Raw genomic sequence first — 17,528 nt, 5'->3', positions numbered from 1 at the left:
TGCTTTACTCCATTTGACCTCGAGGGGCAAGGCGCTGGAGCTAGACAAACACGAAATGCGCAAGCGCCTATGTTTGCCCCGACAAGCAAATGGGGAAATGCAAGGTGGCTGCTCTTCGGCCACCGCTGCTTTACTCCATTTGACCTCGAGGGGCAAGGCGCTGGAGCTAGACAAACACGAAATGCGCAAGCGCCTATGTTTGCCCCGACAAGCAAATGGGGGAATGCAAGGTGGCTGCTCTTCGGCCACCGCTGCTTTACTCCATTTGACCTCGAGGGGCAAGGCGCTGGAGCTAGACAAACACGAAATGCGCAAGCGCCTATGTTGCCCCGACAAGCAAATGGGGAAACGTGCTGGAACTGGAACAAAAAAGTGAACAGATACCGTAAAGGTATCTGTTCACTCTTTTTTGTCTTATAGTTCTTGTCTCAAAGCTTGAATTACGTCAATTTTAGTTGCTTTCTTAGCTGGTCTCCAGCCGGAAATCATTGCTACGCCTATACTTATGAAAGAAGCAATTGCAACAAGCTGCCAAGGAATTAATGAAAAAGTAAGTGCCATGCCCTCAATACTCTCTTCCTCTAATGCCATTCCAACTACGATTGGCAGTACCCAATTTGCTAAAAAGCTTACTGCATAAGAGATAATGACCGCCAGCACAGTCCCTATAATTCCAATCCATGCACTTTCCATCAGGAAAAGGCGTCTAACTAGTTTAGGACTTGCTCCTATTGCTTTCATAACACCAATTTCTCTTGTTCTCTCCGTTACTGCCATTGTCATAGTATTGAAGATACCAATAGATGAAATTAAAACTGCGATTGTACCGATAAATATAAGACCTATTTTAAATACCATGAAAAACACGTCTAACTGCTCTAGCTGTTCAGATACAGAGTAAACGCTGTAACCCATTTCTTTTAACTCTTCCGTCACTGCTTTCACATGCTCTAGGCTTGCCGTATAAATGGTAGTTCTAGTATATAAAAAGTTCTCTGGTATCTCTCCAACATTCGTTTTATATGCTGCTACTAACTCGTCCATCCAACTATTGTCTATAAGTATATTTTGGTCCACTATCCAGTCTCTTGCTGGTTGAGCTGCAACTCCTACAATCGTAAACGTCCATTGCTCTGGGAATAATTCCTCTTGATCATACGGCTGTAAGGATAAGGTGACTTCCTTGCCTAGAATGGAGCCCTCATATCCTTTGGGCATATCCCCTTCTTCTCCTCCCTTTTCTTCCCACGTTGATCGCTCTTGTTCGGTCCATAAATTCTCTGCAAAATGATAACCAACTACAATTTCCTTATCATTTGTAGGCATTCTACCTTCAGATAGTTTAAGATTTGATTTTTTTTCTTCCTCAAAGTCTGTCATCAGGGCATTCCCGTATATTGTTCTATCATCTAGTTGAAACAAGTTTTGCGTTTCTATACTGGTTCTTTGAACAACTGCACCAATAGACTCTATATTTTTTATTTCCTCATAGTCAATGCCATCTTCCTTTTCATATACCTCTATCTCCGTGATAGCTTGGTCTTGAAGAATTTCAGTACGCATCATATCCTGTACCCCAAACCCAATTGATGCTAACACGATTAAAAATGCGCACCCCATTGTCGCTGCAAGTACAGTCATAAATACTCTTAGTTTATTTTTCTTAATATGCTGGCTCACAAATTCTAATTGATCTTTAAATAACATGAGACATGTCCTCCTTTTTTAACTCTCCATCGTGCATCTTAAATTTACGGTGGGCAATACTTGCAACTTCATCGTCATGTGTAATAATGACAAAAGTTACCCCCATAGTCTGATTTAAGTCCTGGATGAGCATCAGAATGTCTTGCTCTGTTTCTGAATCCAGGCTACCTGTTGGTTCATCTGCCAATAAAATAGGCGGGTTGGTTATCAAGGCACGAGCAATACTTACTCGTTGCTGCTGACCACCGGACAACTCATTAGGATAATGATCAGACACAGATTCCAACCCAACCTTTTTCATAAGTTGGAGGACACTGACTTTGCGTTTTTTAGGTGATACTCCCTTCAGCTTTAAAGGAAGCTCAATATTTTCGAAAGCAGTCAATCCCGGCATAAGTTGAAAGCTTTGAAAGATAAAGCCAAAATTGTTTAAACGAAATTCTGCTCTTTCTGTTTCATTTAATGCAGCCGTTTCTTGCCCGTTAATAATAATGGATCCTTGTTCTGGACTCATAAATCCTGCTATTGTGTTTAATAAGGTAGATTTACCAGAACCACTCTTTCCTACGACCGCTACTATTTCTCCCTCTTGCACATTAAAGGTTAGCCCTTTTAGTACCGGTACTTTCTTTTCCTTTCCTTTCTTTCCTATTAAAAATGTATGATTAACGTTATTTACGTGTATCATGCCTATTCCCCTTTCTAATTTTGCTATACACTCATTCTAGCCAGCCTTTCTTAACATTTAAGAAGGATAAAGATGAAGAATTTCTTAAGATTGTATATAACTTTATGTAGATAGGGTATTTTCGACACAATCCCATGTCACTTATAAGCAAATCACAGATAGTAACGATAAAGTAATGGCCATCTGATTCTGTGTTGTGGTGAAACCGACCGATTGTTAGAAAAGTAATACCGCATCAACAAGCAAATACTCACTCTTCTCATTTTCAGGAGACTTTCAGACATAAGTCTTTAAGGGGAGCAATATGCTAAAAGTAGACAAAAAAACTGCTCCTCTCTCACTGTTAATGAGATAGGGGCAGTACTATTTTAAGATGGCATAGGTGTGTCTGTTGGTTTTGCATAGCCTTCTTTATATGCTTCGTCTATCGCTGCGCGAATTTCAGTAAGTGACTTACCTTCTTGAACCATTTTGATAGACGTAACGGCTGTTTCTAAACAAGCGGCACAGCGTGTACCATGGTCATCCCAGACTACTTCGCCATTTTCTTTAATTTCATCGACGAAACAGTTGAAATTGCTTTTATGGCCAGCACTATCGCCACATCCGCAGTAGCAAGGCATCCATTTAAGGACATCATTTGCTTTTGCAGCTGCCTGATAGATTAGTTGCATATCTTCAGATTGTTCATTCAAAAACTCTGGAAGCACGTCTGTAGACGACGTGGTTTCTTGAATATCGCCGTTATCTAAATGAGTCACATGGTCGTGCTCCATGTGTTCTTTCTCTTCTTTTTGACTGCATGCGGCAAGAACCAATATAGAACAACATAATATAAATAGAATTTTTTTCATATTAACCTCGATTAAATCATTTTTTCTGGTCGTACAATTTCATCAAACTTGTCAGCAGTTAAAAGCTCTAGCTCAATTGCTGCTTCTTTTAAAGTAGTGCCATTTTTGTGGGCATGCTTAGCAATTTTCGCAGCATTCTCATATCCAATGTATGGATTTAAAGCAGTTACAAGCATCAAAGAATTGTTTACGTGATGTTTAATTGTTTCTAAGTTCGGTTCGATTCCAACTGCACAGTTGTTATTAAAGCTAATGATTGCATCACTTAATAAGCGCACAGATTGTAGGAAATTGTGAATGATTACAGGTTTAAATACATTTAACTGGTAGTTACCTTGACTCGCCGCAAAACTGATGGATGTATCATTCCCCATAACTTGAGCAACAACCATAGTCATCGCTTCACTTTGAGTTGGGTTAACTTTACCAGGCATAATAGAGCTTCCTGGTTCATTTTCAGGAATTGAGATTTCCCCAATACCAGAACGGGGACCACTTGCAAGTAAGCGGACATCATTAGCAATTTTCATTAGGTCCGCTGCAAGAGCCTTAACTGCACCATGTACATAAACAACATCGTCATAGCTTGTTAAAGCGTGGAATTTATTTTTTGCTGATGTAAATTCAATTCCTAGTGCCTTGGATATTTCGGCTGCCACTAGGTCACCAAAACTTTTTGGGGCGTTCAAGCCAGTACCTACCGCTGTCCCTCCAACAGCAAGCTCTTTCATATCTGCCACAGCTGTTGTAATCATTTTAGAAGATTTCTCTAGCATTCTGTGCCAGCCACTAAATTCTTGACCGAGGGAAAGAGGTGTTGCATCTTGTAAATGTGTACGTCCAATTTTAACAATATCCATGAACTGTTCAGATTTTTTACCTAACGTCTCTTGTAGAACATCAATTGCAGGTAAAAGATCTTTTTCGACAGCAAGAACACCTGCAATATGAAGTGCAGTTGGGAATGTATCATTTGAGCTTTGTGATTTGTTTACATCATCATTAGGGTGAAGTCTCTCTTCACTACCTTTTTCTTCTAATAGTTGATTGCCTCGATTGGCAATAACTTCGTTAACGTTCATATTAGACTGTGTACCACTACCAGTTTGCCAAACAACTAATGGGAAGTGATTGTCTAATTTTCCTGCAAGTATTTCATCGGCTGCTGCTGCTATAGCATCTTTCTTTACTTCTGATAAATTACCAAGAGAGTGGCTAACGATTGCTGCAGATTTTTTTAATAGAGCTAGTCCATGTACGACACCAATCGGCATTTTTTCTGTGCCAATTTTAAAGTTTTCTTTAGATCTTTGTGTTTGTGCTCCCCAAAGACTGTCTTGTGGAACTTTAATTTCTCCCATAGAATCATGCTCAATACGATAAGACATTTTTTCTCGCTCCTTTTCTTTACCATTGATTATTGTGTTCTTCTAACATTTTAAGAAATTCATCTAGAACCTTTGGGTTAAATTGAGTTCCCCTACCATCCTTCATTTCCTGAATGGCTTTTTCAAAGGTCATTGCACCCCGATAGACCCGGTTTGTTGTCATTGCATCAAACGCATCTACAACCGAAACTATAGATGATTCCAAGGAAATTTCATTACCCAGCAGTCCATAGGGATACCCTTTTCCATCATACCTCTCATGATGCTCTTCGACAATAAAAGCAGCTTCACGAATACGTGGAATTTCATGATTTCTCATTATTTCTGCCCCTAATGTCGTATGCATTTTTATAATTTTCCATTCTTCCTCTGTAAGCTTTCCAGCCTTATTAAGGATTTCAATGGGAATTGCTAATTTGCCTATATCATGAAAATAGGAGCCTAAACTTAATCGATCCACCCCTTCACCATTTGGCCTCATTCTTTTCCAAAGCTCGATGGAGTAATCTCTAATTCTTGCACAATGGTGATAAGTATATCCATCCACCTCCTGAATGCGCAGAGCATCTCGATGAATTATACTTCTTTCTGAAAAATTTCTTTCAAAATAGTCAGATGTCATTTCGATTAAAATCTCAACTATATCCTTTGCATGACATGTTATGAGTGCATCATAAAATTTTGGTTCAATTACATCACCAGGGCTCAAAATTACTTGTTCGTCACACCAATTTATTTTTAATCTACCAGTTATGATAGTATATTTCTCTATATAATTCTTAGTATTATTTTGTTTACAGTATATCCATGAGGTACTTGCAGACGTCAGTGTATAAAGGGCATATGAAATATTATTAGAACTACCAATATAAGTAGTAACCGTTTTGTCTGTGATTACTTGTGGTAGACTTTGCTTTTCTTTAATATCTTGAAGTTGCTCTCTTGTAAGTATCATTATTCCTCCGGAGTCCAACAAAATTCGACATTCTTAACCTCAATTATACAATTAGTTACCTACAAAGGAAATATATACATAAAAAAAAGAAGGTTCTCCAGTCATGGAGAACCTTCTTTTAAATACTAATATTGTTAGAAATATTATTTAACTTCTTGAACTTCACGTACTTCCTGTTCATCCTTGGATTTTTTTACTTCCTGAGTTAATTGCTCAATGCTTGGGCGAATATTTCCTTTCCCCGCATAACTCTCGAGCATCTCCTTCACATCGATTCCGGAGGAAGCCTTTAAAGTTTCTTGAAGTGTAGACATCAAATTAGTAGCGTAAGAGGTAACCTTGTTAGCACCGCCGCCTTCTCCACCACCAGTGTCTACTACAGTTATTTTATCAATATTCGAAAGTGGGCTAGCAATTTGTTTTGCATATTCAGGCAACATATCTACAACCATATCTAAAACTGCGGCCTGACCGTACAGATCAAACGCTTCAGCAATTTTTCGTTTTGCTTCCGCCTCTGCAAGACCTTTAAGTCGAATAATATCTGCCTCAGACTCCCCTTGTGCACGCTGAGCGTCTGCTTTAGCTAAACCATCCAAACGAACTTTTTCCGCATCTGCTTTTGCCTTTGCTTCAATTCGATATTTTTCTGCATCGGCTTCGGCAATTTCACGTGATTTGGATGCAGCTGCATTTTGTTCGATAGCATAGCGATCTGCATCCGCTTTTTTCTTAACCTCTGAATCATATTGCTTTTCACGACGTAGTATCTCTTTTTCTTCCAACTCAATTTGCTTTTGACGTTCGATAATTTGAATTTGCATTTCCTGCTCGGTTACTTCCTGCTTAGACCTAGCTGTTTCTAATTCGTAGGCTTGGTCTGCACGTGCCTTCGCAATATCTTGCTCACGTCTATATTCAGCAACCTTTAACTGGTTGTCTTTTTCCGCCTCAGCTATTTCTGTCGCTCGCTCAATTTCTGCCTTTTGAGCATCCTTGGAAGCCTCCGCTCGCTTGATGCGCGTTTCTTTTTCTGCTTCAGCTGTTGCGATATCCGCATCACGCTTAACTTGTGCAATTCTTGGTTTCCCTAGTGAATCCAGGTATCCATTCTTATCGCGAACATCTTTAATCGTAAATGAAACAATGATTAATCCCATTTTCGCTAAATCTTGTGAAGCTACCCGTTGTACTTCCTGAGAGAACTTATCTCTATTTTTGTAAATTTCTTCTACTGTCATAGACCCTAGAATAGAACGTAAATGACCTTCTAGTACTTCTTTTGCTTCATTTTCTCTATCCTGCTTTGATTTCCCTAAAAACTGCTCAGCTGCTGTAGCAATTTCTGAAATTGAACCGCCAATCTTTATAATAGCTGTCCCGTCGGCCATAACCGGAACTCCTTGTTCAGTATAAACTTCTGGGGTGGTTACTTCCAATTTGCTTGATAAAAGACTAAGTGGCTCGCCTTGCTGGAATACTGGAAATACAAATGTACCTCCACCGCGAATAATTTTAATGCGATTACCCGAATCATCTGTATGGACGTTTTTCGAACCCAAATAGCTGCCTGTAACTATTAGTGCCTCATCTGGCCCAACTGTTCTATATTTTGTTACGTAGACTGCCAACATTATTAATAGAACAAATACAACTACTCCTATAACTATTAACATTTCCATTCCCACTATAATTCCCCCTTTTTATTTTATAAAAGGCACATATTCTTTGACTAAAAAAGTGCCATCTTTCACTTCAATTATTAAAACCTGTTTATCATAATTTATTTCTTCATTGTCAAAACCTGTTGCTCTTTTTGCAATTAAACCGTTAACTGTCTCAATAATGATTTCACCATACCCATTTGAGGGTATAGGAACAATAACCTTTGCGACTTGCCCTTGTAAAGATTCGTTTGTATAGGCTGTGGATACTTCTGCAGAAGCAAGGGGTAAAAGGACAAAAAAGTAAAGCAAAAAGGTTAAAAGGACTGATATGACAACAGAAACAGCGATTATTACAATTTCACTCCAATTAGTTAGCTTCATAAGAATGAATCCAGCAGCACAAATAAATAATAGGAAGGAGAGTACCGTTGTCGGATTAAAAAATCCCATTTCCAAGCCATCTATTGCATCTGCAAATAACACATAAAGAATAGTAAGAAGACCAATTACAATTAAGCCGTATAAGAAAATTTGATCTATTTTTCTCACCCCTTTACCAGTTTATTGATTGCTTACTAGTTATACGTATCTAATACAAAGAAGTTTCAAAATTTAACAATAATTGATTGATTATTTTTACAAGTTATTACCGTCAAAGTTCGTCAAAATTAGGCTTTTTCGCCTTTTATTCCCCCTTTATCTACACTGAAATGTTACAGAATTGTAAATTTCGCAAATTTCAAGTAAAAAGTGTGTAGATTTTGCATTTTTTTTGGTATGCTATTTGAGGTAAATTCATAGCAACAATACATTCTCAAAGTCTAGGAGGCTTTTATGATTAGTTCAAAAAAACCAGATCCTTTTTTCTTGTCCCTGTTAAAAATTGCAGAAAATGTACGTGAAGCCACTCATTACGCAGATGATTTCCGTATTAATAATGCTTCAGATTTAAAAGAAATTAGCTTACACCTTAAGAATTACGAAACAGCTGGGGATACATTAATTCATGAATTAATCGTTATGTTGAACAAATCCTTCATGACACCGATTGAACGTGAAGATATTCTGGAATTAGCAATCCGAATGGACGATATTTTAGATGGAATCGACAATTTCACTGCGCATCTGGAGATGTTTACTTTAGTTGAAATCGATGATTCAATGCGTACCTTCTTAGGGTATATCGTTAAGAGTACTGACGAAATTGTTAAAGCGATGGAGCTTTTAGCTCAGAAAAAATTACTTAAAATGCATGAGCATTCCATTCTCATTAAAGATTATGAGCGCAAATGTGATGAGGTACTTCGCTCTTCCATTAAGCAATTGTTCTTAAACGAAAAAAATCCAATTCGCATTATTCAATTTAAAGATATATATGAACAATTAGAAGATATCGCAGATTATTGTCAAAACGTAGCTAATACGCTTGAAACAATTATTATGCGTAACGCGTAGGAGTTTCAGTAATGGATACTATTTTTATACTAACAATACTAGTTGTATTTTTTGCACTTGCCTTTGATTTTATTAATGGTTTCCATGATACCGCAAACGCAATTGCTACTTCAGTTTCTACGAGAGCTTTAAAGCCTAGAGTTGCTGTTTTAATGGCAGCTATTATGAATTTTGTAGGAGCTTTAACTTTTACAGGAGTTGCTAAAACAATTACAAAAGATATAGTCGATCCTTTTACTCTTCAAAACGGATCGTTAATCATTTTAGCGGCTCTACTTTCAGCGATTATTTGGAACTTAGTTACTTGGTATTATGGAATTCCATCTAGTTCGTCCCATACTTTAATAGGTTCTATTGCTGGAGCAGCTATTTCTGCTGCTGGGTTTGGGGTTTTGAACTATAATGGTTTTACCAATATCTTAATCGCATTAGTTTTATCCCCATTCCTTGCTTTAGCAATCGGATTTTTAATGATGTCTCTATTTAAAGTCATTTTTAAAAAGGGAAGCTTGTATGGGACAAACAAAAGATTTCGGATTTTTCAAATTGGTACAGCGGCATTACAATCGTTTACTCATGGTACAAATGATGCCCAAAAAGCAATGGGTATTATAACAATGGCTCTAATTGCTGCCCAATGGCAGGCTACAGATGATATCCAACTTTGGGTTCGTATTGCTGCAGCAACCGCAATGGGTCTTGGTACTTCTATCGGAGGATACAAAATCATCAAAACAGTTGGTGGTAAAATCATGAAGATTCGTCCTATTAACGGGGCGGCAGCTGACTTATCATCTGCTATGATTATTTTTGGTGCAACAACTATTCATTTGCCAGTGTCTACAACACACGTTATTTCATCCGCTATTATGGGGGTTGGAGCAGCACAACGTGTGAAAGGCGTTAAATGGGGAGTTGCTAAAAAAATTGTATTAACTTGGATTATCACTTTACCTATTTCTGCTCTAGTAGCAGCTATCATCTTCCAAATCTTAAATTTATTCTTTTAAATAATTAAAACCTCGTAATTGAATACGAGGTTTTTTCTTTTACTCTTTTATGATTACTCCTAACGATTTGGCAAAGCCTATCGCTTGCTCCATGGACACAGTGCATCCCTTAAGGTCCTCCATTGATACTATTAGATTTTCATAAGTTGAGGTACTTAAGTCAATTCCATTCAATGAGGTATCTGTAAAGTTTGCCTCGTTTAGTTCACAGTTTTCTAGCTCTACCTGTTGAAAGGTTGAATCTACAAAATCTGCATGATTCAATATGCACTTAGTAAAAGACACCTTTTTTAACTTAGAAAAACTTAAATTTAAGTAGTTTGCGAGGTTCTCCACCAGCCTGACATCTGTTAGTCTGCCGTCAGTAATGTTAGCTCCAAAAAGCTTACACTCGATAAATTCCACTCTGTGGAATAGTGCTTGGTCCATTACTACATTAGATAGATCACACTTTTCAAAAATACAATCAATAAACTCTACCTGGTAAAAATGTAAGCTCTCAAATGATGCTTGCTGGAAATGAATTTGATCAAAAACGACTCTTTCCTCCCACTCGGTAATCCCCTCCAGTGAGCTAATAGTTCCGTTAGATATATAGTAATCCTCCTCTAAAGCATCTTTTATGTTAATAGCCTCTAATTCTTCTCTACATTTTGGAGCTGTAATTTTCAAGGTTACTCCTCCTTCAAAAGTTTACTCTTATCATAGCATTATATTAGCAGTTGAACTTACTTTCTATTACAATAAAAAGGAAACTCTACCACTTTGATCTTACTGTTTAAATTGTAAGCTATATATTATTTGGCTTTACCTAAGGAGGAAATATATGAAGTTTTTAGCTAACCTAGTGACACGTCACTATAAAGTCACTTTGGGAATATGGATCATCCTGTTTGCCGCTCTCGCCTTTTTTGCCCTACGTCTTCCGGGTTTATTGGAGGGCGACGGTTTTAATATGGATGGAGAACATCAGAAAGTAATGGATGAGCTTACGGAAACCTTTGACCTTCCAGCAGAGACGCTCTTTGTTGTATTTGAAAAAACATCGGAACAACAAATCGAGGAAACGTTAAATGATATAGAAGATTTGAAGATTGTAAAGGACATTCAATCACCATTAGAGGATCCTTCTCTACATAAGGAAAATGTATCCTATGCAATGCTGCATTTTAACAATGATACTGAAAGTATGTCTGAAGTAGTAGATGAAATTCGTCAATCTATCGGCAACCAAGAGGGCATCACCTTAACCGGTGCAGCTGCCATCAATAAAGATATTAATACCGCAAGTCAAAAGGATTTAGCTAGTGCCGAAGCCATAGGTCTTCCAATTGCCCTAGTCGTTCTGCTCCTTGCATTTGGAAGTGTAGTAGCTGCTTTGGTTCCAATTGCTATTGGTATTGTAACGGTAGTTTCCGCACTTGGAGTCCTGACATTCTTTGGTGGATCCCTAGACTTATCTATTTTCGTTTTGAACATAGTCCCAATGCTAGGGCTAGCACTTAGTATTGATTTTGCATTATTGCTCATCAATCGTTATAAGGAAGAGCTCGCCGAAAATTCTGTTATAGAAGCAGTACAAATTTCTGTAAAAACAGCGGGTCGCTCTATTATTTTTTCTGCTCTTTGTGTATTTATTGGCTTAGGAGCAATGTTTGTTTTAGAAGTAGAAATCTTTCAAAATATTGCTCTTGGTGGAATGTTAGTTGTTGCTTTAGCAGTTTTAGGCTCGATTACACTCCTACCTGCCTTACTCATGGTATTAGGGGAGCGCATCAATAAATGGACCCTTCTTCGTGTGAAGCCTGGTGCTACTACTAAATGGAGAAATTTTGCCTCCTTCGTTATGAAGCGACCGGTCACCTTAATAATTGTTGCTTTGGTATTGCTAGGAATTGGTATAATTCCAGTTAAAGAGATGACGTTAACAATTCCATCTGTCGATTCTCTTCCAGAGGACTATGATTCGCGACAAGCGTATGAATTGATGGAGGATGAGTTTGATATGGGGGACCAGTCTACGATTTATGTAATTGCTGATCGTCCAGATGGTTGGGAAAGTACAGATGGACTAAATTCTATTAAGGATTTAGAAAAGCAATTGTTGAACGATCCTGATGTAAAATCGGTAGATACGATTTTCACAGCCAGTGAGATATCGACAGTCGAACAATGGGAGCAAAGCATGACGGTTCCTGAAGTTTCTAGTCAGCTTACTCCACTAGTAGAGACATTTATACAAGAAAACAAATTAATGATTCCTGTCACATTAGGGCTTAATGGCTCATCCGATGAAGCACAGGATTGGGCAAGGGAATGGGCCGACAAAGATATTGGTACAGATATTTTAATAGGCGGTCAACCGAAGTTCAACCAAGAAATATTCGATGAAATATTTGATAAGGTTGGGATTCTCCTAGCGATAATACTTGGCTCTACCTTTGTCATATTAACTGTTGCATTCCGTTCAGTGCTAATTCCTTTAAAAGCTATCATCATGAATGTTATTGGTTTGGCTTCGACGTTTGGCATACTGGTTTATATATTTCAATATGGTCATTTTGGTTTAGAGGAAACGACTATTGCTTTAATTATTCCGGTAATTGTCTTCAGTCTAGTGTTTGGGCTAAGTATGGATTATGAGGTATTCTTGATATCACGCATTCAAGAGGAGTACTTGAAGCATCACAACAATACTAAGGCAACAGTAGATGGATTGACCTCTACTAGCAAAATTATTACCTCTGCTGCATTAATCATGATTGTCATTACTGGAGCATTTGCCTTCACAGAAGTAATGCCTGTTAAGCAAATCGGTATCGGTATAGCTATTGCAGTGGCTATAGATGCTTCCATCATACGCTTGCTTCTAGTACCAAGCCTGATGAAGCTCTTTGGTAATTGGAACTGGTGGTTGCCTTTTAGAAAAGGACCTTACAAAGCAAAGAACTTTCATTAAGTTGTAGTTACAAACTAATAGTAAAACATCATGGTTTAAGTGAATGATGCAATTGCCATTTCTTAAATAAACACGAAACAATAAAAAAAGCCTAGTAGATATTCTTAATCTACTAGGCCTTTTTATGCTTTATCGTGAGCTGAACAATTCTTCTTTATAAGTTCTTTTTATACCATTCCTTAGCGGCTTGCACTTCGTCTTGCGTCAATTGGTGACCATATTCATGCCAATATAGTTCTACGTTTGCTCCTGAATCCTGCAATATATCTCTCAGTTCTTGGGATTCTGTTGCTGGACACATAAAATCATTCTTCCCTGCCCCGATGAACACAGGCGTACCAGGCATAGTTGGAACCTCTACTCCGTGTCGTGGCACCATTGGGTGATGGAGAATCGCACCCTTGAAGACATCTTTATATTCAAACAAAAGGTTTCCTGCAATATTGGCTCCATTTGAATAACCAATTACAACTACTTTATCACGGTCAAATTTGTAATTATTAGCCGCTTCGTCGATGAAGTTTTTTAACTCCTCTGTACGGGCTTGTAAGTCCTCAAGATCAAATACGCCTTCCGCAAGACGTTTAAAAAATCGCGGCATTCCATTTTCTAATACATTCCCACGTACACTCAGAATATTCGCAGAGCTGTCTATTTCCTTTCCTAATCCCACTAGGTCATGCTCATTTCCACCTGTACCATGCAGTAATAATAAGGTCGGTTTCGAAGAATCCTCACCTTGCATATATAAATGCTTCATAACAATAGCTCCTCTTTTATCTCGAATTTGAGATAATTATAGCCAAGTTGTAATCTCACGTCAAATAATGTGTTTTACTGCACTTTTAATAGTTCCATCAGCTTCGTCGGTTCATCTACACGGATGGCGAATTGTGTCACCCTTTTTTCCTTGCCCATGAACATAGTCGCCTCTACAGGCTCCTGTAAGTGTATTATTGCCTGAGGCTCTAGTGGTTCAAAATCACGATACATAAATTGAAGGACATTTTTATCTGGTAAGGCTGCACCCCACTCTACTTCTTTTATCAGATGAAGAGGGACAATTATTCGGGCACTTAGTCCTTGTGTCACATACAATTTTTCGTTTTTTATCTCCGCTGGGTGTAGTCGAGTCACTTGAATATCAGCTAAGAAATAGAAAACACTATAAATATTTAAAGCTAATAGGACCAATGACAAAATAACAGATTTATCATGTAGCCACCAATGAAGACCAATTGTTTCAATAACAATTGCATGAATAAGCATTATATTAAAAGCTATATAGCTTGTTTTTTTATGCAGGGTAATTACATTCGGATGACTCGGGGCCTCCTTTTTCCAAGTAAAAATTGCATAATAAAACATTAAAAATTCTGAAATGATAATACGGATAAGAATATTTTTTGTAACTACTTCCTTAACAGAAGGTATCAAGCTATATAGTGCCGAAGTCTTCATATCAATCATATGTGATCTAATCTTTGGGATTTTGTAAATGACTAGAAAAACTAGGCTTAACTCTGCCAAAATTAACAATACTTCAAAAGCAATACCAATATAAAGCAACCCCGAAAACGGAGCAAATAATTCAAAAGGTATAAAAAATCTAGCTATGAACACACCACCAACCATAAGACCGATTACTTGTTTGATAGAAATTTTAAAGGTGGCATAGACTAATAAAGGTGATACAATAGCTAAATCAATAAGAGACCCTATTGCTACGCCACTGTGAAGTTGAAGTGAAAAGAAGTCCTGCACTTGTGGGCGATACAATAGAAAATTAGATAGAAGCACGAGCAAAAGAAAGGCTAATGCTATATTGGCGGCCTGTGTTTTTCGATAAATCATCTCTATTCCCCCTGTACGATTATAATTTCATTATAACTTTCCTTATACTCGCAGTTCTACTATAATTAGTAAATTATTCAGAAAAGGAGCACGACTTTGTGAACATTAATCCAAAGCAATTAAAAGATAGAATTCTTGTTTCCCAAGGGAAAGCAATAGCTGATTTTATTCTTCGAAATGCAAAGGTGGCAGATGTCTATTCTTTAGAATGGAGATTAGCAGATATTGTAGTATACAGCGGAAATATAGTAGCTGTTGATACAACAAACACTTTTGAAGCGAAGTCTGAGGAAGATGCAAAAGGTAAATATGTCATTCCAGGTCTAATAGATGCTCATATACACATTGAATCTTCTATGGTAACTCCATCTGCATTTAGTGATATTCTCCTTCCGCGCGGCGTTACAACAGTTATTACTGATCCACATGAGATAGCTAATGTCTCAGGAGCTGAAGGGATCCAATTTATGCTAGATGATGCTCAAAAAAGTGAAATGGATATTTTTATGATGCTGCCCTCTAGTGTTCCATCTACTCCTTTCGAGAATTCCGGAGCTATCTTAAAAGCTGAAGACTTACAACCATTTTTAAGCAAAGAAAAGGTTCTAGGCTTAGCTGAAGTAATGGACTTTCCTGCAGTGCTTTCCGGAGAGCCTGATATGCTAGACAAGCTTATAATGGCCCTCGAAGCCAATGTCCAAATAGATGGTCACGGAGCTGGGCTTAAATCAAATCAAATTAGGGGCTACCGAGTGGCAGGAATCCAAACTGATCATGAATGTGTAACTGCCGAGGAAGCATTGGATAGGATTTCACAGGGCATGTATGTTTTGATAAGAGAAGGGTCTGCTGCCAAAAACTTAAAAGATGTTCTACCTGCTGTAAATGCGCACAACGCTCGTCGATTTATGTTTTGTACTGATGACAAACATTTGGATGAGCTAATAAAAGAAGGAAGTATTGACCATTCCATCCGTCTAGCTATTAACGAAGGTATGGAGCCCTTACAGGCAATTCAACTAGCAACCTTAAATGCAGCAGAATGCTATAAACTGCACAACAAAGGGGCAATAGCTCCAGGTTTTAACGCCGACTTTTTTATGATAGATAATCTAGAATCATTTCGTGCAGTTTCTGTATGGAAGAATGGGCAAAAAATTGCAGAAAATAACGAGATGTTAAAAAAAGAACCTTTCCAAAACTACCTTTCCAAAGAAATTACAGAGACCGTTCACCTACCTAGACTTTCTGTTTCTGATTTTTCCATTCCTATTACGAACAATGGAACGGCCAATGTAATAGAAATAATGCCCAATCAAATCACTACTCGCAAAAAAATTGTCAAAGTTCCTGTTTCCGATGGTCTGTTTACTCCTTGTACAGAGAAAGATTTACTTAAACTTGCAGTGATTGAACGTCATCAAGCAACTGGAAATATTGGTCTCGGAATTGTAAACGGATTTGGCCTTCAGAAGGGGGCAATAGCAACTACTGTTGCTCATGATTCCCATAACATGATTGTACTTGGGACAAATGATGAGGATATGCTTGCAGCCTGTAAGTACTTGGAAAGTATACAGGGAGGATTTGTAATTATGGATGAAGGAAAGGTAATGGCTTCCCTCGCCTTGCCTATAGCAGGGCTGATGTCAGATAAACCTGCAAATCAAACCGTCGAGGAGTTAGAGGCTTTACACGGTGCACTACACTTAATACATCCTCATTTAGACTTTCATTTGTTTTTAACTTTATCTTTCGTAAGCCTACCAGTCATACCAGAATTAAAGCTCACTGACACAGGACTTTTTGATGTCGTGAATTTCAAGCACATACCCATACAGGCATAATGCAAAATAAAAGAGCTCCCTTAATACAACTATATCTTAACCATTATTACAGCATATAGGATTGAATCGTCCGTCTAAAGTAGAAATCAACCTTCTATTGTTGATGCTTTTCCTGTAACTTTGTATTGAGTTATTTATCCAAGCGACTTTCTCATTTCTATACAACTTATGCTTGAAGCAGCAGGCGGCGACTCCGGTGGAATGAGGGAGACAGATAAGACATCACAAACCGCCCAAGCGACGGTGATGGCATATCGCTCACCCACGGAAAGCGCCCGTCTAAAGCGGAATCAGCCTTCTATGGATGCTTTTCCTGTAATTTAGTATTGAGTTATTTATCCAAGCAACTTTCTCATTTCTATACAACTTATGATTGAAGCGACAGGCGGCGACTCCGGTGGGATGAGGGAGACAGATAAGACATCGCAAACGACGCGTAAGCGACGGTGATGGCTTATCGCTCACCCCACGGAAAGCGTCCGCCTAAAGCGGAATCAACCTGCTTTTCCTGTAATTTAGTATTGAGTTATTTATCCAAGCGACTTTCTCATTTCTATACAACTTATGATTGAAGCGACAGGCGGCGACTCCGGTGGGATGAGGGAGACAGATAAGACATCGCAAACGACGCGTAAGCGACGGTGATGGCTTATCGCTCACCCCACGGAAAGCGTCCGCCTAAAGCGAAATCAACCTTCTCTTGCTGATTTTGAGTTAGAAAAAAAATCTCCATAGCGATAATCACTAAGGAGATTTGTATTCATTCATCTAACTTTTCAATTGTTTTAGCTTCACCTGAAGCTGGATGAGATTCTTGTAAAGACTCATATCCAACTTTAACTAGGTCATATAACTCGAAATCGTTGCGCTGAGCCATCGAAATTCTAAACCAAGTGGCATTTGTTCCAGCTTCTATCGCTTCTTCTACCGTTAACTGTGTTGCTTCCTCTTCAGTTAAATCTCCTACAACAAGGATACCGCTATCCTCCGTATCAATAATAATTCCAGTAGTATAGCCTATCGGCTGTGTTTGTGTAGGATTATTCTCGAAAAAGTTCATGATGAAGTAAAATGTAGCTCCGATAGCTACGAGTAAAATCGCTATAATAATTGCTACAGTCGATTTTCCCTTCATATGAAAACC

16 protein-coding genes are annotated in these 17,528 nt (G+C 38.2%); 5 read left to right on the top strand and 11 right to left on the bottom strand.

All coding sequences use genetic code 11. The features are described 5' to 3' along the window. The first annotated feature begins 199 nt into the window (after positions 1 to 199). Positions 200 to 376 carry a hypothetical protein gene (locus ACQKNZ_RS16220; RefSeq protein WP_427660705.1) on the top strand — a complete coding sequence of 59 codons (177 nt, stop codon included), beginning with the start codon at positions 200 to 202 and terminating at the stop codon, positions 374 to 376. Between the two features lie 38 nt (positions 377 to 414). Here the strand turns inward: ACQKNZ_RS16220 and ACQKNZ_RS16215 are convergent, their stop codons facing one another. The 7 genes from ACQKNZ_RS16215 to ACQKNZ_RS16185 form a co-directional block, all read right to left on the bottom strand. Then, positions 415 to 1,707 carry an ABC transporter permease gene (locus tag ACQKNZ_RS16215; RefSeq protein ID WP_154312174.1) on the bottom strand — a complete coding sequence of 431 codons (1,293 nt, stop codon included), beginning with the start codon at positions 1,705 to 1,707 and terminating at the stop codon, positions 415 to 417. Then, the gene (locus ACQKNZ_RS16210; RefSeq protein WP_154312173.1) at positions 1,697 to 2,395 is read right to left on the bottom strand and encodes an ABC transporter ATP-binding protein; all 699 of its coding nucleotides are present in this window, start codon (positions 2,393 to 2,395) and stop codon (positions 1,697 to 1,699) included. Before ACQKNZ_RS16210 ends, ACQKNZ_RS16215 begins: the two co-directional genes overlap by 11 nt. A 368-nt stretch (positions 2,396 to 2,763) precedes the next feature. Then, complete coding sequence (locus ACQKNZ_RS16205; RefSeq protein WP_427660702.1) at positions 2,764 to 3,249, bottom strand: PCYCGC motif-containing (lipo)protein; 486 nt, start codon at positions 3,247 to 3,249, stop codon at positions 2,764 to 2,766. Positions 3,250 to 3,260: 11 nt separating this feature from the next. Next, positions 3,261 to 4,637, bottom strand: a complete 1,377-nt coding sequence (gene fumC / locus ACQKNZ_RS16200; RefSeq protein ID WP_427660700.1) for a class II fumarate hydratase — start codon at positions 4,635 to 4,637, stop codon at positions 3,261 to 3,263. Positions 4,638 to 4,656: 19 nt separating this feature from the next. Next, positions 4,657 to 5,592, bottom strand: a complete 936-nt coding sequence (locus ACQKNZ_RS16195) for an HD-GYP domain-containing protein (protein WP_427660698.1) — start codon at positions 5,590 to 5,592, stop codon at positions 4,657 to 4,659. A gap of 143 nt (positions 5,593 to 5,735) precedes the next feature. Continuing rightward, entirely contained in the window at positions 5,736 to 7,274 is a 1,539-nt protein-coding gene (locus ACQKNZ_RS16190; RefSeq protein WP_154312386.1) for a flotillin family protein, read from the bottom strand. A gap of 21 nt (positions 7,275 to 7,295) precedes the next feature. Continuing rightward, a complete protein-coding gene (locus ACQKNZ_RS16185) occupies positions 7,296 to 7,808 on the bottom strand; it encodes a hypothetical protein (RefSeq protein ID WP_144539449.1) in 513 nt (170 codons plus the stop codon). 285 nt (positions 7,809 to 8,093) lie between these two features. Here ACQKNZ_RS16185 and ACQKNZ_RS16180 point away from each other — a divergent pair, with 285 nt between their 5' ends. After that, complete coding sequence (locus tag ACQKNZ_RS16180; RefSeq protein ID WP_144539447.1) at positions 8,094 to 8,714, top strand: DUF47 domain-containing protein; 621 nt, start codon at positions 8,094 to 8,096, stop codon at positions 8,712 to 8,714. 11 nt (positions 8,715 to 8,725) lie between these two features. Further along, positions 8,726 to 9,724: an inorganic phosphate transporter gene (locus tag ACQKNZ_RS16175; protein WP_144539445.1), complete on the top strand. Its 999-nt coding sequence runs from the start codon at positions 8,726 to 8,728 to the stop codon at positions 9,722 to 9,724. 39 nt (positions 9,725 to 9,763) lie between these two features. On the opposite strand, the gene ACQKNZ_RS16170 is transcribed toward ACQKNZ_RS16175, so the two are convergent. After that, positions 9,764 to 10,396: a pentapeptide repeat-containing protein gene (locus ACQKNZ_RS16170; RefSeq protein WP_144539443.1), complete on the bottom strand. Its 633-nt coding sequence runs from the start codon at positions 10,394 to 10,396 to the stop codon at positions 9,764 to 9,766. 154 nt (positions 10,397 to 10,550) lie between these two features. Between ACQKNZ_RS16170 and ACQKNZ_RS16165 the strand changes: the two genes are divergently transcribed. Beyond that, on the top strand, positions 10,551 to 12,683 hold the full coding sequence (locus tag ACQKNZ_RS16165) for an MMPL family transporter (protein ID WP_154312171.1): 2,133 nt from the start codon (positions 10,551 to 10,553) through the stop codon (positions 12,681 to 12,683). Positions 12,684 to 12,837: 154 nt separating this feature from the next. On the opposite strand, the gene ACQKNZ_RS16160 is transcribed toward ACQKNZ_RS16165, so the two are convergent. Beyond that, the gene (locus ACQKNZ_RS16160; protein WP_340863851.1) at positions 12,838 to 13,443 is read right to left on the bottom strand and encodes an alpha/beta hydrolase; all 606 of its coding nucleotides are present in this window, start codon (positions 13,441 to 13,443) and stop codon (positions 12,838 to 12,840) included. Positions 13,444 to 13,517: 74 nt separating this feature from the next. Continuing rightward, entirely contained in the window at positions 13,518 to 14,537 is a 1,020-nt protein-coding gene (locus ACQKNZ_RS16155) for a beta-carotene 15,15'-monooxygenase (RefSeq protein ID WP_191697518.1), read from the bottom strand. Positions 14,538 to 14,635: 98 nt separating this feature from the next. Between ACQKNZ_RS16155 and ade the strand changes: the two genes are divergently transcribed. Continuing rightward, positions 14,636 to 16,384 (top strand): adenine deaminase, encoded by a 1,749-nt coding sequence (gene ade, locus ACQKNZ_RS16150; protein WP_427660693.1) that lies wholly within the window; start codon positions 14,636 to 14,638, stop codon positions 16,382 to 16,384. Between the two features lie 760 nt (positions 16,385 to 17,144). Here the strand turns inward: ade and ACQKNZ_RS16145 are convergent. Then, complete coding sequence (locus tag ACQKNZ_RS16145) at positions 17,145 to 17,519, bottom strand: DUF3221 domain-containing protein (protein WP_144539433.1); 375 nt, start codon at positions 17,517 to 17,519, stop codon at positions 17,145 to 17,147. Between the last annotated feature and the right edge of the window lie 9 nt (positions 17,520 to 17,528).

The organism is Psychrobacillus sp. NPDC093200, from assembly GCF_050280345.1.
In the GTDB taxonomy this organism is placed as follows: Bacteria; Bacillota; Bacilli; order Bacillales_A; family Planococcaceae; genus Psychrobacillus; species Psychrobacillus faecigallinarum.
The sequence above is the reverse complement of the archived record's forward strand: the minus strand, read 5'-3'. Positions and strand labels throughout refer to the sequence as shown.